24 protein-coding genes and 1 tRNA gene are annotated in these 24,057 nt (G+C 43.0%); 8 read left to right on the top strand and 17 right to left on the bottom strand.

The window, feature by feature from the left end; genetic code table 11:
* Positions 1-34 precede the first annotated feature (34 nt).
* Positions 35-481 (top strand): NanQ anomerase/TabA/YiaL family protein, encoded by a 447-nt coding sequence (locus ACFPIB_RS04635; RefSeq protein ID WP_378016265.1) that lies wholly within the window; start codon positions 35-37, stop codon positions 479-481.
* A gap of 122 nt (positions 482-603) precedes the next feature.
* Here ACFPIB_RS04635 and ACFPIB_RS04630 read toward each other — a convergent pair whose 3' ends face one another.
* From ACFPIB_RS04630 to ACFPIB_RS04620, 3 genes are all read right to left on the bottom strand, one after another.
* Entirely contained in the window at positions 604-1,395 is a 792-nt protein-coding gene (locus ACFPIB_RS04630; protein ID WP_378016264.1) for a TIGR02757 family protein, read from the bottom strand.
* 102 nt (positions 1,396-1,497) lie between these two features.
* The gene (locus ACFPIB_RS04625; protein ID WP_378016263.1) at positions 1,498-2,457 is read right to left on the bottom strand and encodes a LysM peptidoglycan-binding domain-containing protein; all 960 of its coding nucleotides are present in this window, start codon (positions 2,455-2,457) and stop codon (positions 1,498-1,500) included.
* 16 nt (positions 2,458-2,473) lie between these two features.
* Positions 2,474-3,277, bottom strand: a complete 804-nt coding sequence (locus ACFPIB_RS04620) for a DUF4905 domain-containing protein (RefSeq protein ID WP_378016262.1) — start codon at positions 3,275-3,277, stop codon at positions 2,474-2,476.
* A 166-nt stretch (positions 3,278-3,443) separates the two neighbouring features.
* Between ACFPIB_RS04620 and kdsB the strand changes: the two genes are divergently transcribed.
* The 3 genes from kdsB to ACFPIB_RS04605 all read left to right on the top strand — a co-directional run bounded on the left by kdsB (position 3,444) and on the right by ACFPIB_RS04605 (position 5,581).
* Complete coding sequence (kdsB, locus tag ACFPIB_RS04615) at positions 3,444-4,178, top strand: 3-deoxy-manno-octulosonate cytidylyltransferase (protein WP_378016261.1); 735 nt, start codon at positions 3,444-3,446, stop codon at positions 4,176-4,178.
* 139 nt (positions 4,179-4,317) lie between these two features.
* Positions 4,318-4,596 (top strand): hypothetical protein, encoded by a 279-nt coding sequence (locus ACFPIB_RS04610; protein ID WP_378016260.1) that lies wholly within the window; start codon positions 4,318-4,320, stop codon positions 4,594-4,596.
* A 154-nt stretch (positions 4,597-4,750) separates the two neighbouring features.
* On the top strand, positions 4,751-5,581 hold the full coding sequence (locus tag ACFPIB_RS04605; RefSeq protein WP_378016259.1) for a copper resistance protein NlpE N-terminal domain-containing protein: 831 nt from the start codon (positions 4,751-4,753) through the stop codon (positions 5,579-5,581).
* Between the two features lie 68 nt (positions 5,582-5,649).
* On the opposite strand, the gene ACFPIB_RS04600 is transcribed toward ACFPIB_RS04605, so the two are convergent.
* The 4 genes from ACFPIB_RS04600 to gap all read right to left on the bottom strand — a co-directional run bounded on the left by ACFPIB_RS04600 (position 5,650) and on the right by gap (position 9,875).
* Positions 5,650-5,997, bottom strand: a complete 348-nt coding sequence (locus ACFPIB_RS04600) for a translation initiation factor (protein ID WP_378016258.1) — start codon at positions 5,995-5,997, stop codon at positions 5,650-5,652.
* 2 nt (positions 5,998-5,999) lie between these two features.
* On the bottom strand, positions 6,000-6,878 hold the full coding sequence (locus ACFPIB_RS04595; RefSeq protein ID WP_378016257.1) for a diacylglycerol/lipid kinase family protein: 879 nt from the start codon (positions 6,876-6,878) through the stop codon (positions 6,000-6,002).
* A 238-nt stretch (positions 6,879-7,116) separates the two neighbouring features.
* Positions 7,117-7,959, bottom strand: coding sequence for a universal stress protein (locus ACFPIB_RS04590; RefSeq protein ID WP_378016256.1), 843 nt, complete (start codon positions 7,957-7,959; stop codon positions 7,117-7,119).
* A 920-nt stretch (positions 7,960-8,879) separates the two neighbouring features.
* Positions 8,880-9,875, bottom strand: a complete 996-nt coding sequence (gap, locus tag ACFPIB_RS04585; RefSeq protein WP_378016255.1) for a type I glyceraldehyde-3-phosphate dehydrogenase — start codon at positions 9,873-9,875, stop codon at positions 8,880-8,882.
* Positions 9,876-10,078: 203 nt separating this feature from the next.
* Here gap and ACFPIB_RS04580 point away from each other — a divergent pair.
* Positions 10,079-10,153, top strand: a tRNA-Glu gene (locus ACFPIB_RS04580).
* 270 nt (positions 10,154-10,423) lie between these two features.
* Here the strand turns inward: ACFPIB_RS04580 and ACFPIB_RS04575 are convergent.
* The 5 genes from ACFPIB_RS04575 to ACFPIB_RS04555 all read right to left on the bottom strand — a co-directional run bounded on the left by ACFPIB_RS04575 (position 10,424) and on the right by ACFPIB_RS04555 (position 14,170).
* The gene (locus tag ACFPIB_RS04575; protein ID WP_378016254.1) at positions 10,424-11,194 is read right to left on the bottom strand and encodes a ZIP family metal transporter; all 771 of its coding nucleotides are present in this window, start codon (positions 11,192-11,194) and stop codon (positions 10,424-10,426) included.
* A 147-nt stretch (positions 11,195-11,341) separates the two neighbouring features.
* Positions 11,342-12,313: a bifunctional methionine sulfoxide reductase B/A protein gene (locus ACFPIB_RS04570; RefSeq protein WP_378016253.1), complete on the bottom strand. Its 972-nt coding sequence runs from the start codon at positions 12,311-12,313 to the stop codon at positions 11,342-11,344.
* 153 nt (positions 12,314-12,466) lie between these two features.
* Positions 12,467-12,937, bottom strand: coding sequence for a cupin domain-containing protein (locus tag ACFPIB_RS04565; RefSeq protein ID WP_378016252.1), 471 nt, complete (start codon positions 12,935-12,937; stop codon positions 12,467-12,469).
* Positions 12,918-13,160, bottom strand: a complete 243-nt coding sequence (locus tag ACFPIB_RS04560) for a DUF2798 domain-containing protein (RefSeq protein WP_465251494.1) — start codon at positions 13,158-13,160, stop codon at positions 12,918-12,920. The genes ACFPIB_RS04565 and ACFPIB_RS04560 overlap by 20 nt, the downstream gene beginning before the upstream one ends.
* A gap of 245 nt (positions 13,161-13,405) precedes the next feature.
* Positions 13,406-14,170 carry an SDR family oxidoreductase gene (locus ACFPIB_RS04555; protein ID WP_378016250.1) on the bottom strand — a complete coding sequence of 255 codons (765 nt, stop codon included), beginning with the start codon at positions 14,168-14,170 and terminating at the stop codon, positions 13,406-13,408.
* Between the two features lie 676 nt (positions 14,171-14,846).
* Here ACFPIB_RS04555 and ACFPIB_RS04550 point away from each other — a divergent pair.
* On the top strand, positions 14,847-16,076 hold the full coding sequence (locus tag ACFPIB_RS04550) for an epoxide hydrolase family protein (protein ID WP_378016249.1): 1,230 nt from the start codon (positions 14,847-14,849) through the stop codon (positions 16,074-16,076).
* A 478-nt stretch (positions 16,077-16,554) separates the two neighbouring features.
* Here ACFPIB_RS04550 and ACFPIB_RS04545 read toward each other — a convergent pair whose 3' ends face one another.
* Both ACFPIB_RS04545 and ACFPIB_RS04540 read right to left on the bottom strand, forming a co-directional pair.
* On the bottom strand, positions 16,555-17,433 hold the full coding sequence (locus ACFPIB_RS04545; RefSeq protein WP_378016248.1) for an MBL fold metallo-hydrolase: 879 nt from the start codon (positions 17,431-17,433) through the stop codon (positions 16,555-16,557).
* Positions 17,434-17,661: 228 nt separating this feature from the next.
* On the bottom strand, positions 17,662-17,805 hold the full coding sequence (locus ACFPIB_RS04540) for a hypothetical protein (protein WP_378016247.1): 144 nt from the start codon (positions 17,803-17,805) through the stop codon (positions 17,662-17,664).
* Between the two features lie 142 nt (positions 17,806-17,947).
* Between ACFPIB_RS04540 and ACFPIB_RS04535 the strand changes: the two genes are divergently transcribed.
* Positions 17,948-18,139 (top strand): cold-shock protein, encoded by a 192-nt coding sequence (locus ACFPIB_RS04535; RefSeq protein ID WP_378016246.1) that lies wholly within the window; start codon positions 17,948-17,950, stop codon positions 18,137-18,139.
* A 108-nt stretch (positions 18,140-18,247) separates the two neighbouring features.
* Here the strand turns inward: ACFPIB_RS04535 and glgX are convergent, their stop codons facing one another.
* Positions 18,248-20,428: a glycogen debranching protein GlgX gene (gene glgX / locus ACFPIB_RS04530; RefSeq protein WP_378016245.1), complete on the bottom strand. Its 2,181-nt coding sequence runs from the start codon at positions 20,426-20,428 to the stop codon at positions 18,248-18,250.
* Positions 20,429-20,621: 193 nt separating this feature from the next.
* Here glgX and ACFPIB_RS04525 point away from each other — a divergent pair, with 193 nt between their 5' ends.
* Positions 20,622-21,488, top strand: coding sequence for a DUF2911 domain-containing protein (locus ACFPIB_RS04525; protein ID WP_378016244.1), 867 nt, complete (start codon positions 20,622-20,624; stop codon positions 21,486-21,488).
* A 643-nt stretch (positions 21,489-22,131) separates the two neighbouring features.
* On the opposite strand, the gene ACFPIB_RS04520 is transcribed toward ACFPIB_RS04525, so the two are convergent.
* Positions 22,132-23,841, bottom strand: coding sequence for a sodium:solute symporter family protein (locus ACFPIB_RS04520; protein ID WP_378016243.1), 1,710 nt, complete (start codon positions 23,839-23,841; stop codon positions 22,132-22,134).
* The gene (locus tag ACFPIB_RS04515) at positions 23,838-23,972 is read right to left on the bottom strand and encodes a hypothetical protein (RefSeq protein WP_378016242.1); all 135 of its coding nucleotides are present in this window, start codon (positions 23,970-23,972) and stop codon (positions 23,838-23,840) included. The genes ACFPIB_RS04520 and ACFPIB_RS04515 overlap by 4 nt, the downstream gene beginning before the upstream one ends.
* Positions 23,973-24,057: the final 85 nt, after the last annotated feature.

The following is a 24,057-nucleotide window of genomic DNA, read 5'->3' as shown; positions in this document are numbered from 1 at the left end:
TTTACACTTTTTTACCCCAAAACCCTACCGTTTTATGATCCTCGATATTTTAAATAATTCCACAAACTACCAGCATTTACACAAACATTTCGAAAAAGCATTTACCTACCTACGCACCCAAAATTTTGAAACCGTTGAACCCGGAAAATACGAACTGGAAGGCGACGAACTTTTTGCCTTAGTTTCGGATGCCAACGGGGTTGCAAAAGCCGAAGCCAAACTGGAAGTACACCGCAAATACATTGATATTCAATTCATTGTTGCCGGCACCGATCACATGGGCTGGAAACCGCTTTTGCATTGCGAACAGGTGCACACAGAATTTGATACCGAAAAAGATTACGGTTTATTTACCGATGCTGCTGAATCGTGGTTCGATGTCCCGGCCGGTTATTTCACCGTTTTCTTCCCGACGGATGCGCATGCGCCGATGACAACTTTGGAGAAGGTGAAGAAGGTGGTGGTGAAGATTGCCGTTTAGTTTTTCTACCTGAAAGCATATCGTTATTCGGTCATCTCTCCTTGCGTCGAGATGACCGAATAATGTAGCGAAGGAATCCACATAACGTAGAAAAGGGCACCCACAAGGAGTGCCCCTACGTTTTAAAACTTCTCTTCAATCCCTAACCCAAACAAAGCGAAATCGTATTTAACCGGATCTGCCGGATCGAATAAACGGAGGGCGGCGGTGAGTTCTTCGGCGGTTTGCCAGTCGGTTTGTTTGCGGGTGATGAGGTTTAATTTGCGGGCTACGCGATCTACGTGCACGTCGCAGGGACAAATTAAGTCAGCCGGTTGCATGGTTTCCCAGAGCCCGAAATCCACGCCTTTATCGTCTTTGCGCACCATCCAGCGCAGGTACATGTTTATTCGTTTGCAGGCTGAATTTTTGGCCGGTGAGGAAATATGTTTGCGAGTGCGGTGCGGCGCTTCCTCCAGACTGAAAACGTAATTATAAAAATAAATTAAGCGTTCGCGCTGCGTCTGATTTGCATCTGAGTTTTCACCGGTAAAAGCCGTTTCCAGGCTTTCGTGTTTCTGGTAATGTTGCTGCAGGAAATACGCCAGGTAAAGCAGATCAGTGTCGTTGAAGGTGCGGTGTTTGAAACCGAGCAGATTTTTCAGATCATTTTCAGAGTGATTTTTAATGAAATCGTATGGTTGGTTATCGAAACGTTGCAGGAGTTCACGGCATTTATTGATGATGGTCTTGCGCTGGCCCCAAGCTAAAATAGACGCAAAAAAACCGCTGATCTCAATGTCTTGCTTCAGAGTAAAATCGTGCGGAATACTGATCGGATCGTTTAGAATAAAAGCCGGATCATCGAACTTTAAGTAACGGTCTTCGAGCAGCGCTTTTACGTTTTGCAATTGCGGAGTTAAGAAATTTTCCATGCGAAAAACGGTAGGGTTTTAGAGAAAAAACTAAAAAAAGAAGCGCCCTGTTTCTTACAAAGCGCTTCCCATTTAATTATTAATTATTAATTATTAATTACTTTACGGCATATACGAAACTTCCACCCGGAAACGATTATCGATGGCGGCTAAACGCTGGTAGGCTTTTTTAGAAATGCGCACAATAATTCTTTCGTTCGAACCGGTTTCCGGAAGTTTGCCGATTACGCGCACGTAAACGTTCTGGCCGTTCATGATATTTTTAACCTGCAGAATGGTGCCAATGGGCGCAGTTTTGTGCAAAGCCAGATATTTGTTATTGTCGCCGGCAGTCGTAATTACTTCTGCCAAACCTGTTTCCGTAATTTTTCCGGCCGCTTCTACACTGGAATTTTCAGTATCATCTTCGTCTTTTTCATCTATAACCGTTACTGCAGTTTCCGTTTTAATTTCGGTTTTAACTTTATCCGGCTTCGTTTTTACGTCTTCTTTCACCACCGTTACCTTCGGCGATTCGGCAGGCTTAGAAGCCGTAGCAACAACAGGGGCGCTCACAATAAGTTCCTGCCCTACAGTAAGTTTATCTTCCTTCAGGTTGTTCCATTTCCGGATTTCGGCCATGGTTACGCCGTGCTTTATAGCTACTGAATAAAGCGTTTGTTTAGGCCCTACTTTATAAATTTTACGGCCCGAAGTTTCAGGTAATTCTGCGGCCGGACTTGGTTTTGCCGGCGTTTCAACAACTGGTTTTTCTACGGGTTTAGCTGCGGGCGTAACCGGCTTTGAAGTAGTTACCGGAGCTGCAGCGCTGGTATTTTTATCCGGAAAACGCAGCGTCTGGCCAACTTTTAAACCAGCTTTAACTTCGGGGTTCAGTTTCGTAATTTCGGAAACGCTTATGCCGTATTTGCGCGAGAGCGAATAAAGTGTTTCGCCGGCTACAACTTTATGGGTAATGTATTTCGGATCGGTCTGCACCATTTTTCCGGCGCCGGCTTGGGTTAGCAATGGCGAAGAAATTGTAAGCAAACTTAATCCCAGGCAAAAAATAATTCGGTACATAATAAATTCTCAATGTTTAAAGCAGGTAACAGGCAAGGCTGTTTTTCTCCTGAATAAAAAACAATTTAGCTGCAAAGATAAAAAAAGTATCCAAGCCAATCCCAGCAACTTCGGGTTCAAGGCAAATTTCTAACAAAACCTCGCCGGCGGATGAGCATACTACCAAATAGTTTGCCAAAACGCTATGGTTTCGGGCATAAAAACTAAACACTATGTGGCTGCCAGTTTCCAGGTATTCGATCTGCTCTTCGGCCCGTTTTCCGGTTTTCTGTTTCAGGAACTGCTGCAGCAACCCGTAATGTGCATCTGTTGGCAAATACGGAACCGGAAATTGCATGGCTTGGCTGCGCTTTTCTTCGAACGCCTGTACTTGCTTTTTCGCGTGTCCTTGGTCCTGAAAAAAATCATTTTCCACTCCGGTTTCAAGCACCACTTCCTTTATTTGCCCCAAGCCGTTTTCAACCAATACCGTTGTTTCTGAATTCTGGCCTGTATAAGTAAGTTCCGGTTTGTGCCATTGCGTTTCACCGGTTTCTTCCGAAACGGCGGTTATGCCCAGGTGTTTGCCGGTTTCGCGGTTCGAACTGTAGCCATGCAACAGCAAATTTCCGCCAACTGCATTTTCCAATCCTGTCCACCACCGTTCTGCGGGTTTATGATCCTTTAAAAGCAGGTTTCCGGTTTTGGTATCTATTACCCAGAATGCGGTTTGCAAAGCCTCTTTCTGCCGGATCTCGAGCGCCAGGTTCTGCGTTTCCTGGTCCAGGCAAATTTTCCAGACCGGGCCTTCAAAAGCATAAAAAAAATGGCGTTGCAGCACGAATACCTTTTGTAAAAACTGAAGTAAAGTTAAGGGTTAAAGCGCAGAAAATGGCCGGTTTAAAATGTAAATACAGAAGTAAATTTGGCATTAAAAAAGGAAATTTATCCGAAAAGGAAAGCCGCCTGAAATTTGGTAAGTTTGTGCAAACTGAAAAGAAATTATCATGAGTATTTTAGGCATTATTCCGGCACGCTATGCTTCTACCCGTTTTCCGGGCAAACCACTGGTAGAAATTGGCGGCAAAAGCATGATCCAGCGGGTTTACGAGCAAGCGCAAAAAGCCAGGCTGCAGAAAGTGTTGGTGGCTACTGATGATGTCCGTATTCTGGAACACGTACAAAGTTTTGGCGGGAATGTAGTAATGACTTCCGAAAAGCACGAAAGCGGCACCGACCGTTGCTTTGAGGCTTACCGGAAAAACGACGAGGAATTTCAGTTCGTGATCAATATCCAGGGCGACGAACCTTTTATTCAGCCGGAACAGATCAATTTGCTGGCCGATCTTTTGCAGGATAACTCCGTGCAGCTGGCTACGCTCATCAAGAAAATTCACACCACGGAAGAACTGCAAAACCCAAATCTGCCGAAAGTAGTAACCGATATTTACGGTCAGGCTTTACTTTTTAGCCGCCAAACCATACCGTTTTTGCGCAACGTGCCACCGCACGACTGGCTTTTGCACCATACCTTTTACAAACACATCGGCATTTACGGCTACCGCACCGATATTCTGGAACAGATCACGCAACTGCCTATAGGCAAACTGGAAAAAGCTGAAAGCCTGGAACAATTACGCTGGCTCGAAAACGGTTTTAAGATCAGAACGGCAGTTACAGAAATAGAGAATTTAGGCATTGACACGCCGGAAGATCTGGAGAAGGCGTTACGGTTTTTGTAGATGATTAGAATTTAATAATTATTTATCAGTTGTTGGTGAAAACAACAACAACTGACAAAAACACTAACAACTGAAGAATAAATAATCGTGAATAGCGGAAATGTATTAAGCGTTTCTTAAACTAATTCAATTTAAAGTAGTGGAAAAAGAAAAAGCGCTCCTGATTTTATTCATGTTTATGATTACGGCTGTTGCTCTGATTTTTTGGGGTTGGATGAAAAGCATTCTCCAGGAAAAAGGATATAAAGCACATTTTATCGGCGGTTTAAGTCATTTTAATGATTATCCTAATTTCTTATCTGTTATCATGGATGAGCAAGATAAAAAGCTAAAAAAGAAGTACAAACGAATCTTCTGGGCTAATTTAATTGCTGTCTGTTTATTTATCTTAACAGCATATTTGCTGGTAAAGCAATAGTTCCTATTTTACCCCCGACCTTCTTCGCCTTATACTTATTATCCACCAAAATCTACCCGCACTCTGGCCTGAAAATTGGGTGAAATCGAATTAAAAATCTAACCCATCTACCAAACTTTCGGATTTCAAATTAGTTTTGTTTAAAATGCTTGCCATGAAAAAATGCCTGTTCCTTTCCCTGATCGTTGCCGGATATTTAACTGCTTGTAGCTCTACTAAAAGCCCTGATTCATCTGCAACTGCAACCAATATACCAGCAACTGCTACCCCCGACAACAGCAAAACTTCTGTAGACTGGCCGGGCACTTACCGGGCCATGTTACCCTGCGGAGATTGCGAAGGCATTAAAACGGAACTAACCTTAAAACAGGACCAGACCTACGAAATGGCGATGACCTATCTTGGGAAAAGCAAAGAAGTTTACCGCGAGAAAGGCACTTTTCAGTGGAACAGCAACGGAAACAAAATTACTTTATCAGGCAAACTTCAGCAGCAGGAAACCAACCAATACCTGGTTGGCGAAAACAGGCTCTGGAAACTGGATGCAGCCGGGCAAAAAGTAACCGGTGCGCTGGCCGAAAAATACATCTTAAAAAAAGGCGAAACAGAACTGCACCCGGAAAGTGCAGATAATTCGATAACCGAAAAATACTGGAAACTGATAGAACTGAACGGCAAACCGGTTATGGTTTCAAGCACGCAGCCGCGCGAACCCCATTTCATTCTCAAAACCGAAAATAACCGTGTAAACGGGCACAGCGGCTGCAATTCGTTTATGGGTTCTTATGAAATCAGCGCCGGAATCAGCATAAAATTCTCCCCTTTGGCTGCAACCAGAATGGCCTGCCAGGATGTGCCTTACGAAAGCGAATTTTTGAAAATGTTTGGCATCGCCGATCATTACCTGTTTCAGAACGATACTTTATCATTGACCCAGGCCGGAACAGCACCTTTGGCAAGGTTTGTGGCCGTTTATCTGCGTTGATCTTAAAAAATATCCTGGAATTTGCAATGATTTACCACCTCCTGGATCTTTCTTTCAGCAACAATACGCTACCCTCCTACTTTCTTCGCTTTGTACTTATTGTCGATTAAAATCTGCAGGATCTTATCCCGAAAATCGCCCTGAATTACAATTTCGCCGTCTTTAACCGAGCCGCCCACGCCGCATTTATTCTTAAGGAGTTTGCCTAAAGCATTCAGGTCTTCTTCCTGGCCTACAAAACCGGAAACCAGCGTTACTTTTTTACCGGCGCGCGCTTTTTTATCGAGCTGCACTTTCAGATTTTGCTGTTGGGGCGGCAGCGTTTCGGCTGCTTCTTCTTGGCTGTATTCGTAATTAAAATCGGAATTGGTGGAATAAACCACGCCTTCGCGGTCTTTTCTGGATTGCTTGGCCATACTTATTGCGGCGTTAAAACTTCTAAACTTAAGGGTTTTATTTCTACGTGAAATTCGCTCGCTTCGCCTACATATTCGCCGTCGGCGTGAAAAGGCATCGGCTTTTCGGTTTTCACAGTAATTTCCGGACTGGTAAAAAAATCGGCGTGGCCGGTAGTGGCAATGGTTTTGGTCAGTAAGCCGTAACTAACCGCCAGCGCTTTTCTCATAGAAAGGTCGGGGATCAGGCAAATGTCAAGCAAACCGTCGCGGATATCGGCCATGGGTGCAATGTAGGCGTTATTGCCGTATTGCGACGCGTTGGCAAAAGTCAGGACAAAACAAGGCGTTTCAAAATTTTCCTGGTTCAGTTTTATGGCTGCTTTTCCGGGCTTGAACTTCAGAAATTCTTTCAGCACCAGTTCTACGTAACTCCGCAAACCGCGCCGGGAATTATTCGCAAAAACTCCGCTGATGTATCCATCGAAACCCAGGCCGGCCGTGCAGAAAAAAGGATGCTCATTTATGGTGCAGGAATCGATGCGGGAAAATTTGTTCGTGCTCAGGTCTTTCAAAGCCTGCGAAACCTGCATCGGAATCTTTAAATGACGGGCCAGACCATTGCCGGAACCTTTCGGAATAATTGCCAAAGCGGCCTGTGTACCCAGTAATCCGCGTGCAACTTCATTTACCGTACCGTCGCCGCCAACCGCTGCCACTACTCTGAAACCTTCTTTAGCTCCGTGGCGCGCCAGTTCAGTTGCATGACCGGCAAATTCAGTGAGTACAATTTCGTAACGGCTTTGCGGCAGATATTGCGGAATGAGCGCAGCAACATCCACAGCACTTTGCCGGCCGGATTTCGGGTTCAGAATAAATAGTATTTTATCACTTTCCTGCATCGGGCAAACTTCAGATAGATTACGAAATTACGGTTACGAAATTACGCGTTTTTCAATGATTAAATGATAGCATGCGTGAATTATTGCGTGAACAGGCAGCCAAAACGCTATGCTTTTTCGCCTGAAAACTGCCGCATAAAAAAATCCTCAGCAGCGATCTTTATTTCACTACTGAGGATTTAATGAATTCTGTGCTCTGAAAATCATCTTCAAATTTTCAGAACGCTAAACTTCTGAATTATTTAATGTGACAGGTCAGGATGGGCAGATTCGAGTGGTTTACCATGTCTTCTGCAATGCTCCCGCTTAATAAATGCGAGAAACCTGTACGGCCGTGCGTTGCCATAATGATCAGATCAGCATCCACTTCGTGCGCAAAATTCAGAATACCATCTTCTTCCACCGCATCGTTATGAATGTTAAGCGTGTAGTTCTGCAGGCCGAAACGGTTTACGAAATCCTGCATGCGGTTTTTGCTTTCGCGGGAAGTACCGAACGTAGTTGGCGTGTTGATGTAAACCAAATGGATCTGGGCATTGAATAAATTCTGGAAATAACGCAGCACATCTACCACATACGGGCTTTCTTCGCGGAAATTGGAAGGAAAAACAATGTTGCGTACGTTGAAAACATCGGTGGTGCCTTTTACGGTCAGTACCGGGCAATGCGCCTGGCGAACCACTTTCTCGGTATTCGAACCGATCAGCACTTCGTTCAAGCCATCGGCACCTTTCGTACCCATCACGATCAGGTCAATGTTTTCGTCGGTAACGGTTTTACGGATGTTATGGAAAATATCATCTACGTCCACTTCGTGGCTAATTTTCACGTCCGGGAAACGGTTGGTAGCCAGCATGCGCTGCATCTGGGCACGGGTAGCTTCCAGCAATTTCACCATATACACCTGATCGATTCCGCCCACCATGGTATCGCCGGTTGCAGAAAAGTTCGGGGTGCCGTTCACTTCAATTACATTGAGCAATTTCACCTCAGCGCCGGAAAGGTGAGCCAGTTCGGTGGCGATGTCAAAAGCACGGTGCGCTTCAGCGGAGAAATCGGTAGGTACTAAGATCTTTTTCATAGAAAAGGTAATTTTTACTTCTTAAGAATGATGATGGCTGGTATTAATACCAAAAGCAAATATAGACCAATTTTCATATAAAAAAAGTGATTTGCTTTAGTTTTTGGTGAGATGTTGGTTTTTGGCGGTTATTTTATTTTGATTTTAAAATGGAGATTGTTTTGAATTTTGTATGTTCTATATGTTTAATAACAGGAAGGATTCTTATTTTTATTCTGAAGGGTATTGTTTATAGAATGCGTTTTTTGCTACTATTTTTGTCTCCAGAAACTTGAATGGGTATATTAGAATGCAGCAGTTTTGAAGCCTGAAAGGATACCTTTTTTTCCTGTCATCCTGAGCACAATTGAGCGCGGGAGCGCGAAGATTGCGAGCGTAGCTCTGAAGGACCTCATCGGCGGCTAGCAGTTTTTTTAACAAAAGTTCTAGCGTTTTTTGAAACACCTTTTTGCTAATCATCTTACTTTTAACTTTCATCGGCAATCTTCACCCTCAAGCCGGGCGGGCTTCGTTTCTGCGTTCGCGGCTGCAACCTTACTTAGCCGCATTGCGGCTTTCCTGACGGAACCGGTAAGCTTGGAGGCCGCTCTCACAGAAACTGGTATCGTTTCCCTTCGTAGTTTGCTTTCTTTTAGTTGAGCTTTCTAGCAAACGTGATTTTCGTGTGACGCTGCGCTGGCGGAATTGTGAAAGTGTAGTAGAGAAAAGCTCCCCTCCTTTTCAAGGAGGGATTGGGGGTGGTTGACTAGCTCTGCCGCTTGCTTTAAAGAATGCAGCCTATTCAGAAATAAAATCCTGCCCATCCCAAATATCGTGTTCAAACCTGAATTCCGTAAATACCTATAAACAAAAAGCCCCGCTTTGCAGCGTGGCTTTTTTTACTTTCTAACGCTAAAAACATAGCGTTTTGCAATCATAAATTACTTACCGATACGTACGATCAGGTCAGCAGCGCGGTTAGAGTAACCAGCTTCGTTATCGTACCAGCCTACAACTTTCACTAAAGTACCGTTAGCTGAAGTTAAACCAGCGTCGAAGATACAAGAGTGTGTGTTGCCAACGATGTCGATAGAAACGATCTCGTCTTCAGTATATTCCAGAATACCTTTCATCGGGCCTTCAGCAGCTGCTTTCATAGCCGCGTTGATCTGCTCTTTAGTAGCTTCTTTTTTCAGAACCACAGTTAAGTCAGTCATAGAACCATCCGGAATAGGCACGCGCATTGCTACGCCGTCTAATTTACCGTTCAGGTGTGGCAATACTAAACCAACTGCTTTGGCTGCGCCGGTTGAAGTTGGCACGATAGAATAAGCAGCAGCACGCGCACGACGTAGGTCAGAGTGCGGAGCATCCTGCAGATTCTGGTCAGCGGTGTAAGCGTGAACAGTAGTAATATAACCTTTTTCGATTCCGAACATATCGTCCAATACTTTCGCCATTGGCGCTAAGCAGTTGGTAGTGCAGCTTGCGTTCGACATGATGGTTTCAGAACCGGTAATAGTATCGTCGTTAACACCTAATACTACAGTAGGGATGTTGCCTTTTGCCGGAGCAGAAATTACAACTTTACGTGCACCAGCCTCTAAGTGACCGCCAGCGCCTTTTTCGTCTACGAAACGACCGGTAGATTCTAAAACTACGTCTACGCCTAAAGTACCCCAAGGTAAGTTTTTCGGTTCGCGCTCGGCATAAATTTTAATGCTTTTGCCGTTTACATTAATACCACCTTCTTCGGCTTTCACATCGCCAGGGAAACGGCCGTGTACTGAGTCGTATTTTAACAGGTGGGCCAGCGTTTTCGGGTCAGTAAGGTCGTTAATAGCAACCACTTCCACGTTTTCGCGCTGTTGCAGCGCTTTAAAAGTTAAACGGCCAATGCGGCCAAAACCGTTAATAGCAACTTTAATTTTTGACATAAGAGCTTATATATAAGTCTGTGAATGAATGACGCCGCGAAGTTACGCTTCTGTTTTGTGAAAACCCAATATTATTTTTCTTTCTCTAAATGAAGCTGTTATAAAAACCTCAAAAAAAATTATTAAAAATGTTTTGCAGTGAAAAATCAGCCTTCTATATTTGCACCACCAAAACGAACAAGGGCGTTCGTTTTCCCTAAAATGGTCCATTCGTCTAGGGGTTAGGACACCAGATTTTCATTCTGGTAACAGGGGTTCGATTCCCCTATGGACTACCATTGTAAAAAAGGCCGCTACACATTAAATGGAGCGGCCTTTTTTGGTTCGATAATTCCCCTTTGTTTAGACCTTACAATCCATATCGTATTAAAGAACAGTTTACAACTCTAACCTATGCTTTTAAGTTAATAAATCTTAGTGTTGGTTTAGTCAAGCGGGCACTCAGTATATTCCTTTGTATAGCCACCAATTAGGGTTATTGGGTTTTTAATTTTCATATTGAAATACCAGCTTAATGTTTGGAAAGACTCTCATAAAAGCAATCTAGTTTATGAATCTCTTGTTAAAATTTTAATTATTAAAAGCAATGCGAAGCCCAAAGTAACAATTGTACCTGAGTATTTAGGGGTACCATGAAAAGCCTCTGGTATTAGGGTTTCAGAAACCATAGCAATTAAGGCCCCTGCACCAAATAATTGTAAATTAGAGACCATATTTTCTGAAAGCTGCCCGGCAAATAAAAAACCAAGTACGGTAAGTAAGATTGTCCCAAGGGTTACGCCTCCCCAAACTTTGATAACCCATTTTTTTGCTCTACCGGCAGCCAACATACCTACAGAACCAGAAATTGCTTCTGGTAGATTTCCTAATGCTATGGCTAGGATCAGGGGGGTATTCACACCATGCGTAAACAAGGTAAGTCCAAGTACAATAGCTTCTGGAACTGCATCCATACCTGTGCCTAAAGTAATGGCCAAACCACTACCTGGAATGTCCTTTTCTGAAGGTTGGGCAACACATTCCCCGCATCGCTTTCTATCCTTTGCACCTTTATTACTTAATAATGCATTACCAAAACTAAATCCAATCGCACCTATCATTAGTGAGAAAATACCAAAATAAAATTGGTTTACCTTTTCAGCAGCATCAACGGCTAATTCTATCGTTGCTGCTGCAATTAACAGTCCGGCTGCAAAAGCCATTGTTTTTGAAATGGTCTTATGGGTAAATCTTTTATAGATGCCAATAGTAGTGCCTATTATTATACCCAGAACAGAAGCAAAGGCAAAAAAAAGAACTTCAATGATTGATAAATGCATAGGTTATTAAAAAGGTAACACGCTGGACCTGGAGGAGAATCAACCAATAGCTCAGTGACTGTCATTTAAAAATAAGATTTAGCTTTAGACCATACAGTCTTACAACTACTTGAATCTTTCCTTGTTTATTATATTACCTATCACTAATTATTTTACAAGTTTCTCTTTATACAGTTTTCTGAATTTTTCAAGTTTTGGATTGATCACACCCTGACAATATCCTCCGTTGGGATTAGATTTATAATAGTTTTGATGATAGTCTTCTGCTTTGTAAAAATGCTCAAACATTGCCACTTCGGTAACAATCATATCATCGAAAGAAGGTTGCAATTCAGATATGACTTTTAAGGCAATTTCTTTTTCCTCTTCTGTTCTGTAAAAAATCACACTTCTGTATTGGGATCCTCTATCAGCGCCTTGCCTGTTCGGAGTAGTGGGATTATGGGTTGATAGATGGATTTTTAATAAGTCTTCAAAGGTTATTTCTGAAGGGTTGTAAGTTACATCAATTACTTCAGCATGGCCGGTTGTTCCAGTAGTTACTTCCCGGTAGGTAGGGTGTTCTACCTTTCCTCCGCTGTAACCACTTTCTACTTTTATTACACCTTTCAATTCCTGGAATATAGCTTCAGTACACCAGAAACAACCTCCTCCAAAAGTAGCCTTGAGCGAATCATCTTTTACTTTTTTTAATGATACAGCATTAATGCAATAACGTAAACCACTAGGCATAGGGCCGTCTTGAAATACATGCCCTAAGTGAGCATCACAGGTGTTGCAGTTAGCCTCTATTCTGTACATACCATAGCTAACATCCTTATGATAAGCTACCGCATTTTCCTTAATAGGTTGTGTAAAGGAAGGCCAGCCAGTTCCACTTTGAAATTTCTCTAAACTGTCAAATAATAAGGTATCACAACAAATACATGCGTATTTACCTGGTTCAAAAAGGTTGCACAATTCAGAACTGTAGGCTCGCTCTGTTCCTTTCTGGCGGGTAATTCGAAATTCTTCCGGAGAAAGAATTCTTTCCCATTCTTCCTCTGATTTTTCAACTCTCCTGTCAGGCTTAGGGTTGCCTTGGCTGGCATATCTGATTACATCATTCCATTTAAGCATAAGTATATATTTTAAACTTTCGTTTATTGCGGCTTTACAACCTTATTTCCATGTGTATCTGTATTTACGGCAGTTGTTTTTTTAATTTATTAATCTCTGGAACCATATAAATGAAATTCATTCTTTAGTAACCTGAAACTTAGAATTAACCATTTACTTAGTCTGGACGATAAGTGGCTTCCCTTTTTCAACAACATAAGTAGCGAGTTCTGCCCCATTGCTAGAGCCTACATTCTTCGCCGAATGAATTACGCCAGCAGGAATAAACAAAACGTCTCCTGCTTTAAGTGTTACAGCCAACCTACCTTCGACCTTGTACTCTAAAGAACCCTCAATCATATAAACAATTTCTTCACCTGGATGCGAGTGATTGCCGAATTCCTCTCCTGGGGCAAAATCAATCCGCGATTGAATTACTTCGCGTCCAGGAATGCTGAGATTGTGACGTTGAAGTTCCGTACGCTTAACTCCCATCTGTTGCGCTAGTGCTGGACAAGTAATGTTTAGAACCGCCAAACTTGCAAGTGTTACAGTTTTGTATATAAAGCTTTTGTATTTTATCATTCTTTTCATAATTAAGAATTTCGACACAGCGGTGAGCCCTTTAGTTTTTGATTTTTTCATTCCTGAACATTCTTTCTACCAATGCTCTTATCATTGGTCCAGTAATCAAAGTGAATGGAAGTACCAAGAGGTAAGTTTTAGGAATCAGGCTTAACCAATTGACAAAAAAATAATCACTTAAAAAGTCTTGTTTCATTAAAGTAACCAGAAAAGTACCATAGGCTGAAGTAAGGAGGCTCATGATTACTCCAAATACAATTAATTTTTTAACCTCCAATTTCATAAAAAAAGTACATACAGTATTAGTTTATAAAAATGGTTAGGATGATGCAGCCCAATGAAAAAACTTTTAATTGTAATATGAAAATTGGAAGTCTAAACTAGGAGTCACATTAATTTCCGTACATGCGAAACCAAGTTAAAGGTCATCATGGTGAGATCATTTTGTGTAAACTGGATGAATGTTTACAACTATCTTAATTTAGCATGCTTTAGACGTTCAACCACGTAAAAAAAACAAAAGAATACTTATTTAGGAGTTGTAGTAGCTAATTGCAGCCTCCTCCATTGTTCAAAGTCTATAGTTCCCAACTCTGCCTGTCCGGCTGGAACCAGGGCATTAAGCGGAATTTCTCCACCAAAGTAAATTGGTTTACCATCTGGAATTACCTTGCGTGGATCATTTACATCCTTCAAGTACCTGGAAACGATTTCGAACATTTCGAAACGTTCCGGCCCAGCTATTTCTATTGTACCATTTTTAGGAATATCAAGCGAGTGTTTGGTTATAAACCTTACAACATCAACTGCCGCAATTGGTTGGATTTTTACATTTGAAAGATGAACCTCATTTCCTATAGTAGCCTGATCCGCGATTCCTGCCAGGAAATCAAGGAACTGGGTGCTTCTTATAATGGTATAAGGCACTCCAGATTTTTTGATTATATCTTCTTGAGCCTTCTTGCCAAGCATATACCCGACATTTTCCATTTTATCAACCCCAACTATAGAAAGGGCAACATGGTGTTTTACTCCTGCATTAATTTCAGCATTCAATAAATTCCGGCCAGAAGTCTGAAAAAAATCCATAACCGCCTTTTCCTCATATGATGGAGCATTAGAAAGGTCAATTACAATGTCCGCATCTTTAATCGCCTCAGCTAATCCTTCACCAGTAAGAGTATTAATTCCATTGCTAGGCGAGGCCGCAATAACTTGATGCTGGTATTCACGAAGTTGATTGACTACTTTAGATCCGATAAAACCAGTGCCCCCAATAACGACAATCTTCATAAGTTGAATTTTAAAATGTAATATTTAAAAACGAAGATTACGGACTCAAAGTCAAAACTTAACTAGGTATTAATATCAACACACATGTATTTATGCCTAGTTAACCATTTTGAAAAGTTTGTTGAAAATCATTAAGTTATTTGGGTATTATAATTCAAGGTCGCTACACGATTTCAAATTTCTTAGAATTACTCCTAAAACCATTACAAATTATTAGGGGATTCCCTTATTAAAACCGCAAAGTAGGGTGCTTAACTTACCTGTCTTGAAAACTCGAAAGGGAAAATATCAATTAGTTAAAAAAAGCTTTTAAACAAGTATTAATTTAAATCTAACCGATTATTACCATCAATTAGCTTCGTTTTTTACCCTTCAATTATTATCAATCCCTTTAATGTTTTGATCATTCACATTTCTTTACCTTAAGTCTGCGGATAAAGATATTTACTTATTAAACAACAATAAATCTTCCTGGTTTAAATACGCAAGTATAAATACCAATTCAACTCCAGTTTATCTATTGCCATAATCAGCAACTATTGTTGCTGATTATTTAAATAACAGATAAAGAATCTAACTGTTAGAATTTAACCTGTAGATTACTCTGCTGGACCAAATTATTGGAAAACCCCGCTTTCTACATTGCCCAAAATCAACCTAAACGAAATAGAATTCCATGACACAAACAACTGCCAAACTGCAAAATACCGGGCAATCTGCCGAAAAGGAGACCATTCGTCCATTCCAAGTAAATATTTCCGATGCAGAGCTTTCCGACCTTCGCCGCCGCATCGAAGCAACGCGCATGCCTTCTAAAGAACTTGTCGCCGACCGATCGCAAGGAGTGCAACTGGCTACAATGCAAGCGCTTGCTAACTACTGGACGAAAGAGTACGACTGGCGTAAGTGCGAGGCTAAACTTAACGCGCTTCCACAGTTCACAACCCAAATTGATGGCGTCGAAATTCATTTCATCCACATCAGATCGAAACATGAGAATGCATTGCCATTAATCATGTCGCATGGCTGGCCAGGTTCAGTTATCGAGCTTCTTGACACTGTTGGACCTTTGACTGATCCAACCGCGCACGGTGGCACTCCGGACGAGGCATTTCACCTGGTGCTGCCATCATTGCCCGGCTACGGGTTCTCTGGAGAGCCGGCCGAACTAGGCTGGGACGCCGGGCGCACTGCCCTAGCTTGGGCGGAGCTTATGAGACGTCTTGGCTATGATCGCTACGTTGCCCAAGGCGGCGACGTTGGTGCACTTGTAACTGACCTTATGGGCCGCCAAAGAGTCCACGGTTTGGTCGGTATCCACTTAAACCTGCTTACAGCAGTACTCGCAGTTGGTGATCAGCTGCCCAAGGATTCAGAACAGGAAAAGACAGCGGCCGAGGCCCTCGCCACATTCAAGCAAAACGGCTTTGGTTACTTTCTTGAGATGGCAACGCGTCCGCAGACAATTGGCTACTCACTAATGGATTCACCACTTGGACTGGCAGCCTGGATGCTCGACCATGACACGGATAGCTACTATAAGATCGCCCGTGCCTTCGTGGATGGAAAACCGACGGGCAATTTAACACGAGACCAGATCCTTGATAACATCACCCTTTATTGGCTGACCGGCACCGGACCGTCCACCGCCCGTTCATATTGGGAGGACGGACGAGCTCTTGCCACAGCACTTGCGTCCGGTCAAGCTCCTCCGCCGGTCTTGGTTCCCGTTGGCTTTACGACGTTCCCCGGCGAGATCTGGGCTTCACCACTTAGTTGGGTTAGGGCGGTTTACCCCGATCTTGCCTACTTTAACGAGGTTGACAAGGGAGGCCATTTTGCTTCTTGGGAAGAGCCAACGCTCTTTACTTCTGAGCTCCGCAAAGCGTTCAAATCATTGCGGTAATTAGACCGATCAGTTGCCACGTATGGCGCGGGTCGCACATCTGGTTTCCTTTCTCTCGGGGTCAAGCAAACCTTTTTTACATGAGATATGAGTACTAATATTATTTTTAGTTATTAACTTTTCTAAATCAGGAAATGAGAAAAATTCAAAATTTACTAACTAGAAAAATTTCACAATCTCTTTTAGATCCTTGTGGATAAAGTTCGATATTCCACTCCTTTGGTCTACTTAAAGCCGCTTCAGATAAATGAAGCGGCTTTTTTGCTTTTAAGTGTTTCTAATTTCCTATTAGCTTAAAACTCTTGCAGAAAAACTGCAATAAGCTATTTCCCGTTTAACCGAACTTAGAAAACCAATTACACTAAAAAACGCGCCGGTTTTGCCTGCGCGTTTTTTTTATTGTATTCAGAAAATCTGTGCCATCAGGTTAGTTGCCTGCTACAAACTTTTAAGCTCGTTTTGCAAGATATCTTCCCGCCTAAAAATCCAGTGCGAGTTGCATCGGGTTTGATTGTTTGGTTTTGCTGTTTCGCTTAGGCTTTACTTTTTCAACCGGAAAAGATACCGTTTCTGGCAAGTCATCGCCGGGAATAGCGCTTACCACGTAAACCGGCGTTTCGTTGTAACGGGAAGCAACCACAATTTCCGTTCCGGCGGCTTGGCGGGTAAATAATTCCTGCACCAGTTGTGGGTCGTTATTGTCGCGGGATAAGTGGGAAAGCAGCACCAGGCGCATAAAACCTGGTTTGTGTAAGTTAAAAAGATCGAGCGCCTGCTGGTTAGATAAATGTCCGCGTTTGCCACTGATTCGTTTTTTCAGGTGTGCCGGATAATAGCCATTGGCCAGCATCTCATCATCGTAATTCGCTTCCAGAAAAATAGCGTGGCATTGCTTAAATTGCTTTTCTACGTGCGCACAAATCGAACCAATATCGGTAAAAACCCCAACGTTGGTATGGCCGTTACCAATCACAAAACTGTGCGGGTCGGAGGCATCGTGAAATTTTGGGAAACCGGTGATCGTAAGCGCACCAACCTGTACAGATTCGTAGGCGGTAAAATGCTGCACCAGTTCAGTAGGCAGATTTAAGCGCGAATAGTGTAGCGTTTTGGGCGTAATATAAACGGGTAGCTGGTATTTGCGCGAAAGTACATCGAGGCCGCGGATATGATCGGAATGTTCGTGCGAAATAAAAATTGCTTTTACTTTCTCCATGCTCAAACCCAAACGCTCCATGCGGCGCTCCGTTTCCCGGCAGGAAATACCGGCATCTACCAGTACCGCTTCGGTTTCGTTGCCAATATAATAGCAGTTACCGTTGCTGCCGGAATTTAAAGAAGTAATAAATAATTGCATATTCAGATCACAAAGAAACAAAACTCCGGCCTAATTTCGGGTTTTGGGCCGGAAAACGCTACCGTTTTTGACGGAAAAACCAGCAAAGCTTCAAAGTGTTTTCAAATTAGAATCAACCTTGTTTCTTTATTTTGAAACGGAAACGGTAGCTTTCAGACAACAAAAACTAAGCCTTTAAAAATTCCGAAGCTTAACATTTTAACTGTTTGTAGCCTGATCTTTAAAAAACTACCGTTTCAGGCAAATAACACCCATGATTTCCTTTGCTTGAATTATAGCCAAACTGCCGGAAATGCTTTTCTGCAACAGCCAAAAATCTTTTGCTAACAAACGGAACGCATCTTCAGCCCAAAGCCTGGCTATTTTTTTCACGAGTTTTTAACTTCAAAATGATACCGTTTACAGGCTTTAACCGCAGTTTTACAATTAAATTTGAAAATATGAATACAACATTGAAAATTATTTTGAACCTTTGTTGGCCAGTATCTGTAATGCTGGTATAAAAATTTATAATATGAATATTGGAACAGTAAAATTCTTTAATGACTCAAAAGGTTTTGGCTTTATTAAAGACGACAATTCAAACACCGAATACTTTGTACACGTATCTGGCTTAGTTGACGAAGTTAGAGAGAATGACAAAGTAACTTTTGAGCTTCAGGAAGGAAGAAAAGGATTAAACGCTATTAACGTAAAACGCGCTTAATCTTCAGATATAGAGCGAAAAATCACAAAAGCCTTACCAGTAATGGTAAGGCTTTTTTTTATGGCTTAAAAAATTCAAGTTGTGGATTTCTGAAAACTGATCTGAGCATTATTTTTTAACCGCTGACCTTCCGGGAAGCGGTTTCAGCGGTGTTTTCTCCTGAACCGGTTGCCTCAATACAATTACAGAATGCCCTTCTGCTTCTACCAGGCTTTCCGGCCCAAAGGTTTCAGTTTCTTCTATTTTACTTTGGCGGGTATCTAGAATTTTGATCCATTCCTGACCGTATTTTTCCGAAGGCAACTTAAAGCTCAGCGACTCGTGGTGGGCATTGAAAATGAGGTAAAAACTATCGTCAACAATTCTTTTGCCTTTGGAGCCGCTGGAACGCAAACCATAGCCATTGAGATAAACGCCCATAGCTTTGGCATAATCCAGATTCCAGTGTTCCTCGGTCATTTCCACCCCTTCCGGCTGAAACCAGGCAATATCTTCCAACCCAACTCCTTTTATAGGCAAGCCCTGGAACCATTTGCGGCGACAAAAAACAGGATGATTAAGGCGCAGCTCTATCAACTTGCGGGTAAATTCCTGCAATTCTTTATCAGCATCCTGCCAGTTAAGCCACGAAATCTCATTATCCTGGCAATAAGCGTTATTATTTCCTTGCTGCGTACGGCTCATTTCATCGCCGGCTACGAGCATAGGCACGCCCTGCGACAAGAACAGCGTAGTGAGGAAATTACGTTTCTGTTTCTGGCGAAAAGCGTTTATTCCCGGATCATCCGTCGGGCCTTCTGCGCCGCAGTTCCAGGATCGGTTGTGGCTTTCGCCGTCGTTGTTGTCTTCGCCGTTAGCGTCGTTGTGCTTTTCGTTGTAAGAAACCAGATCGTTTAAGGTAAAACCGTCGTGAGCTGTTACAAAATTTATACTGGCAGTAGGTTTGCGGGCATCGTCCTGATACAGATCGGATGAACCAGTAAAACGGTGCGCAAATTCAGCCAGCATGCTATCAGCGCCACGCCAGTAATCACGAATGCAATCGCGGTACTTGCCGTTCCATTCACTCCAGCCCGGCGGGAAATTACCAACCTGATAACCACCCTCGCCAATGTCCCAGGGTTCAGCAATTAGTTTAACCTGCGAAATAACCGGATCCTGGTGAATGATATCGAAAAATGAACTTAAGCGATTTACCTCATGCAATTCGCGGGCAAGCGTAGCCGCCAGATCGAACCGGAACCCATCTACGTGCATTTCCAGGATCCAATAGCGCAGGCTATCCATAATCAGCTGCAATACATTTGGCAAATTAGCGTTCAGCGTATTGCCCGTGCCGGTATAGTCCATATAATAGCGCTTGTCGTCTTCTTTCAGCCGGTAATAGGCCGCATTATCAATTCCCCGAAACGTAACGGTTGGCCCCATCTGGTTGCCTTCGCCGGTATGGTTATACACTACATCCAGAATTACTTCAATTCCGGCTTTGTGCAGCGCTTTTACCATGTTTTTAAATTCTACTACCTGCTCTCCGCAATTTCCGGAACTGCTGTAACGCACATCGGGCGCGAAAAAGCCTAAAGTGTTGTAGCCCCAGTAATTGGTAAGATTCTTTTCGGCTAAAAAACGGTCGGTAATAAAATGATGCACCGGCATTAATTCTATGGCCGTTATACCCAGTTCCTGCTGATATTTTATGGTAACCGGGTGCCCTATCGCGGCATAACTTCCCCGGATTTCTTCCGGAATATCGGGGCACAGCTGCGTAAAGCCTTTCACATGGGTTTCATAAATAATGGACCGGTGATACGGGATTTTAAGTGGTTCATCGCCTTCCCAATCGAAGTTACTGTCTATTACCACCGCTTTCGGTACAAACGGCGCACTGTCGGAATCGCTGAAACTGAGGTCTTCATTTTCATGGCCTACTTCATACGCAAACAGCGAATCGTGCCATTTCATGGTGCCGGTAATTGCTTTGGCATACGGATCGAGCAGTAATTTATGCGGGTTAAACCGGTGACCATTTTCAGGTTCGAAAGGGCCATGCACGCGGTATCCATAAACCTGACCTGGTTTCAGGTCGGGAATATAGCCGTGCCAGATCTGGTGGGTGCGTTCTTTGAGTTTAATTTTATAGGTTTCGTGCGAATCTGTATCGGAGTTAAAAAGGCACAATTCTACTGCGGTGGCATTGCCGGAATAAAGCGCGAAATTCACACCTTTACCATCCCAGGTGGCGCCGAGCGGGTATGGTGCCCCCGGATAAATTTCTGGTTCTGATCTCATATATTCGTTGCGGTTGAAGGGATCGGAATGTTTTTTTAAAATCCCGGGTATAGTACGGCATTGCTAAAATTTAGTAACGGCGCAAAACCCGATTTTCGGAATTAAAAACGCCGGAAATACCTAATACTTTATAATTCAGCTTATTTTAGTATTTTCACAACCGAATTCTAATTCCATAAATTTATTTAGTGCTATGAAAAATTTAAAAACCGGTTTAGTAGTTGCTTTCGCTGCTACCGTATTTTGTACTTCGCAGGTTAACGCCCAGATCTCAATGCCGGCTCCAAGCCCGCTTGGCACTGTTACACAACGGGTAGGCCTGACCGATATTACCGTAAAATATTCGCGCCCGAGCACCAAAGGCCGCAAAATTTTTGGCGAAGTGGTAGGTTACGGCAAAGGCTGGAGAACCGGTGCAAATAACGCTACTCTTATTACTTTTGCCGACGAAGTAACTATTGAAGGTACCAAAGTTCCGGCGGGCGAATACGCGCTTTATACCATTCCAACGGAACACGAATGGACCGTGGTGCTGAATAAAAACACGAAATTAGGCGGCAACGTTGCTGATTATAAAGAAGCGGAAGACGTAGCCCGTTTTAAAGTGAAACCAACCAAAGCAAACGATAAAACAGAAACGTTTACGATCAACTTTGCTGACCTTACTCCGGCTACCGCTAACCTGGAAATGCTTTGGGATAAAACTTCGGTGAAGTTTAAAATTACTACTGAAGTGGAAAGTAAAGTAATGGCCCAGATCCAGGAAAAAGTGATCAACGGCAAAGAAGCTACACCGGCAACTTATGCTTCAGCGGCGGTTTATTATTTCGAAAATAATAAAGACACGAAACTGGCGCAGGAATGGATCAAGAAAGCAAACGAAAAGGATCCGAAATTCTGGAACCTGCACACACAGGCCAAGATCGAAGCCAAAAACAAAGAATACAAAGCTGCTATCAAAACTGCTGAAAAATCGAAGGAACTGGCTAAAGCCGCCAACAACGACGATTACGTGCGCATGAATGATGAAAAAATTGCTGAGTGGAAGAAACTGAAATAGTTTTTCCTGCCAGATAACTTCTCCAAGCCTTTCTCTGAATCAGGGAAGGGCTTTTTTTATTCAGGATTCGCAGAATATAAAGATCATCAGAATTCAAAATCGCAATACGGACCGACAGCAAAAGCATACGGCAATAAAATTGGTCTGAACTATGATTTATTTGATTGTTGTGATTGTTGTGATTCTTGTGATTTCCTAAACTATAATTTCACACATTCCGCCAGCGCAGCGTCTGTTGAAACGCTACAAAAGATAAAAAGCCCGCTACGAAGGGGAATGATACCAGTTTCTGTGAGAGCGGCCTCCGCACTTTCCGACTTTTGCTTTAGCAAAATTGCGTAAGCAAAGGAAAGGGTGCAGCCGCGAGCGCAGAAACGAAGCCCGCCCGGCTTGAGGGAGAAAATTGCCGATGAAAGTTAAAAGCCAGATGTCTAGCAGAAAAGGTGTTTCAAAAACGCTAGCACTTTTAGGTAAAAAACTGCTGCCCGCCAACGAGGTCCTTCGCTCGCGCTCAGGATAGCAGAAAAAAACGGTAGTATTTCTATCTGGTACTTTTTTGAGCTAAAAGCATAGCGTTTTAGTAACCACAAAAAACGCTATGCTTTCAGGCTGAAAAACTCAAAGTTAGAGAACTCCAATTCAATCAATTTGCGACTGATTTCAAACCTTCTTTCTTCCCAAACAAAAACTGAAAAATCAACCCGAAGAAAATAACCAGTAAACAACCGATCGGGTTGAGCCAGAGAAAACCAATCTCCGATTTCCAGTAAATAAGAATTACGAGCGTTTGCGTTAAAAGCGCGGCCCAGAAAACAGCCTGCGCTTTGATGTATTTAAAGTAAAACGCTACCACAAAAATACCCAGAATAGTGCCGTAAAAAATAGACCCCAGAATGTTTACTGCCTGAATTAAGTTCTCCATCCGGGAAGCCAGTGTAGCGAAGAAAACTGCCAGCAAACCCCAAAATATGGTGAAAACCCGCGACATATTCAGGTAATGCGTTTCGGAAGCGATGCGGTTAAACGTTCGTTTATAAATATCTACTAAGGTTGTGGATGCCAGCGCATTAAAAGCCGACGCCGAAGAAGACATGGATGCGCTGAGGACAACAGCCACCAGCAAACCAACCAAGCCAACCGGCATGTACTTCATTACAAAGGAAATAAAAACGTAATCCGTGTCTTTTGCTTCGGCAGCCGGGTCAGCTTTTTCCAATAAAGAAACCACCCTGCTACGAACATTTTTTTCCTTTTCTTTAATAGCGTTCAGATTTTCACGCGCAGCCACAATGGTGGTTTCATCTTCCTGGTGAATGCCTTGCAGCAGCACTTTTATGCCAGCCGATTTTTCCTGAAAAACCTGGTCGTGTTCTTTTTCCAGTGTTTTCAGATTTCCGGCATAAACGGAGTTTTCGAGTTTTGCTTTCTCAACCTGATTAAAGAAAACCGGTGGCTGCACAAACTGGTAAAATACAAAAACCAACACCCCGATAAACAGGATCAAAACCTGCATCGGGATCTTTAAAAGGCCGTTAAAAAGAACACCAATGCGGCTTTCGGCAATAGAAGTTCCGGATAAATAACGCCCGACCTGGCTCTGATCGGTACCGAAATAAGACATAAACAGAAACAAACCTGCCGTAACGCCGCTCCACACATTATACCGGTCGTTCCAGTCGAAACTGAAATTTACCAGATTCATTTTCCCCATGTGTCCGGCAACCTGCACCGCATCGGTAAACGAAACATCCTGCGGCAGCATATACACGATCATAATGCCGGCCAGTATCATCCCACCCATCATCACGGCCATTTGCTGGGTCTGCGTAACGCTTACCGCTTTGGTGCCGCCGGAAACGGTATAAATAATTACAACCGTGCCAATAAACATGATGGTAAGGTTGATGTTCCAGCCCATGATAGACGACAAAATAATTGCCGGCGCATAAATGCTGATCCCCGTAGATAAACCGCGCTGCACCAGGAAAAGAAAAGCGGCCAGGGAACGGGTTTTGAGATCGAAACGGCTTTCCAGGAATTCGTAGGCGGTATAAACTTTCAGCTTATAGAAGATCGGGATGAACGTAACAGAAATGATGACCATAGCCAGAGGCAACCCGAAATAGAATTGCAAAAACCGCATGCCATCTTCATAAGCTTGTCCCGGAGTAGAAAGGAACGTGATAGCGCTGGCCTGCGTAGCCATGATAGAAAGACAGATCCGCCACCAGGCATCGGAATTATCGCCTTTCAGGAAACCTTCAATATTACGGCTGCCGCGCGTTTTCCAGATGCCATAAATTACAATGAACGCCAGCGTAAAAACTAAAACCAGCCAATCGATATAACTCATAAGAAATAGCGGGTTATGGCGTAATAAAGAATAATCTGGAAGGCTAAAAAGCCCAATACCAGCCAATACATGCCGCTCCAGGTTTTAAAGAAAGGCGGTTTGCCGGTATCAATTTTTTCAGTTGTTTCCATAGCGTTTTTTAGTTTTTTGGCTGAAAAGGATAGCGTTTTTCCTCCCCCTTCCCCCCTCCAAAGGAGGACTTTATCAGATAATGCG

It is taken from the genome of Adhaeribacter terreus (assembly GCF_042657365.1).
Lineage (GTDB): Bacteria > Bacteroidota > Bacteroidia > Cytophagales > Hymenobacteraceae > Adhaeribacter_A > Adhaeribacter_A terreus.
The sequence above is the reverse complement of the archived record's forward strand: the minus strand, read 5'-3'. Positions and strand labels throughout refer to the sequence as shown.

What these genes read in the sequence shown, in the direction of transcription:
- ACFPIB_RS04635 (WP_378016265.1), top strand. Translation starts at nt 35, where the DNA reads ATGATCCTCGATATTTTAAATAATTCCACAAACTACCAGCATTTACAC.
- ACFPIB_RS04630 (WP_378016264.1), bottom strand. Translation starts at nt 1,395, where the DNA reads ATGGAAAATTTCTTAACTCCGCAATTGCAAAACGTAAAAGCGCTGCTC.
- ACFPIB_RS04625 (WP_378016263.1), bottom strand. Translation starts at nt 2,457, where the DNA reads ATGTACCGAATTATTTTTTGCCTGGGATTAAGTTTGCTTACAATTTCT.
- kdsB (WP_378016261.1), top strand. Translation starts at nt 3,444, where the DNA reads ATGAGTATTTTAGGCATTATTCCGGCACGCTATGCTTCTACCCGTTTT.
- ACFPIB_RS04605 (WP_378016259.1), top strand. Translation starts at nt 4,751, where the DNA reads ATGAAAAAATGCCTGTTCCTTTCCCTGATCGTTGCCGGATATTTAACT.
- ACFPIB_RS04600 (WP_378016258.1), bottom strand. Translation starts at nt 5,997, where the DNA reads ATGGCCAAGCAATCCAGAAAAGACCGCGAAGGCGTGGTTTATTCCACC.
- ACFPIB_RS04595 (WP_378016257.1), bottom strand. Translation starts at nt 6,878, where the DNA reads ATGCAGGAAAGTGATAAAATACTATTTATTCTGAACCCGAAATCCGGC.
- ACFPIB_RS04590 (WP_378016256.1), bottom strand. Translation starts at nt 7,959, where the DNA reads ATGAAAAAGATCTTAGTACCTACCGATTTCTCCGCTGAAGCGCACCGT.
- gap (WP_378016255.1), bottom strand. Translation starts at nt 9,875, where the DNA reads ATGTCAAAAATTAAAGTTGCTATTAACGGTTTTGGCCGCATTGGCCGT.
- ACFPIB_RS04575 (WP_378016254.1), bottom strand. Translation starts at nt 11,194, where the DNA reads ATGCATTTATCAATCATTGAAGTTCTTTTTTTTGCCTTTGCTTCTGTT.
- ACFPIB_RS04570 (WP_378016253.1), bottom strand. Translation starts at nt 12,313, where the DNA reads ATGCTTAAATGGAATGATGTAATCAGATATGCCAGCCAAGGCAACCCT.
- ACFPIB_RS04565 (WP_378016252.1), bottom strand. Translation starts at nt 12,937, where the DNA reads ATGAAAAAATCAAAAACTAAAGGGCTCACCGCTGTGTCGAAATTCTTA.
- ACFPIB_RS04560 (WP_465251494.1), bottom strand. Translation starts at nt 13,160, where the DNA reads ATGAAATTGGAGGTTAAAAAATTAATTGTATTTGGAGTAATCATGAGC.
- ACFPIB_RS04555 (WP_378016250.1), bottom strand. Translation starts at nt 14,170, where the DNA reads ATGAAGATTGTCGTTATTGGGGGCACTGGTTTTATCGGATCTAAAGTA.
- ACFPIB_RS04550 (WP_378016249.1), top strand. Translation starts at nt 14,847, where the DNA reads ATGACACAAACAACTGCCAAACTGCAAAATACCGGGCAATCTGCCGAA.
- ACFPIB_RS04545 (WP_378016248.1), bottom strand. Translation starts at nt 17,433, where the DNA reads ATGCAATTATTTATTACTTCTTTAAATTCCGGCAGCAACGGTAACTGC.
- ACFPIB_RS04535 (WP_378016246.1), top strand. Translation starts at nt 17,948, where the DNA reads ATGAATATTGGAACAGTAAAATTCTTTAATGACTCAAAAGGTTTTGGC.
- glgX (WP_378016245.1), bottom strand. Translation starts at nt 20,428, where the DNA reads ATGAGATCAGAACCAGAAATTTATCCGGGGGCACCATACCCGCTCGGC.
- ACFPIB_RS04525 (WP_378016244.1), top strand. Translation starts at nt 20,622, where the DNA reads ATGAAAAATTTAAAAACCGGTTTAGTAGTTGCTTTCGCTGCTACCGTA.
- ACFPIB_RS04520 (WP_378016243.1), bottom strand. Translation starts at nt 23,841, where the DNA reads ATGAGTTATATCGATTGGCTGGTTTTAGTTTTTACGCTGGCGTTCATT.
- ACFPIB_RS04515 (WP_378016242.1), bottom strand. Translation starts at nt 23,972, where the DNA reads ATGGAAACAACTGAAAAAATTGATACCGGCAAACCGCCTTTCTTTAAA.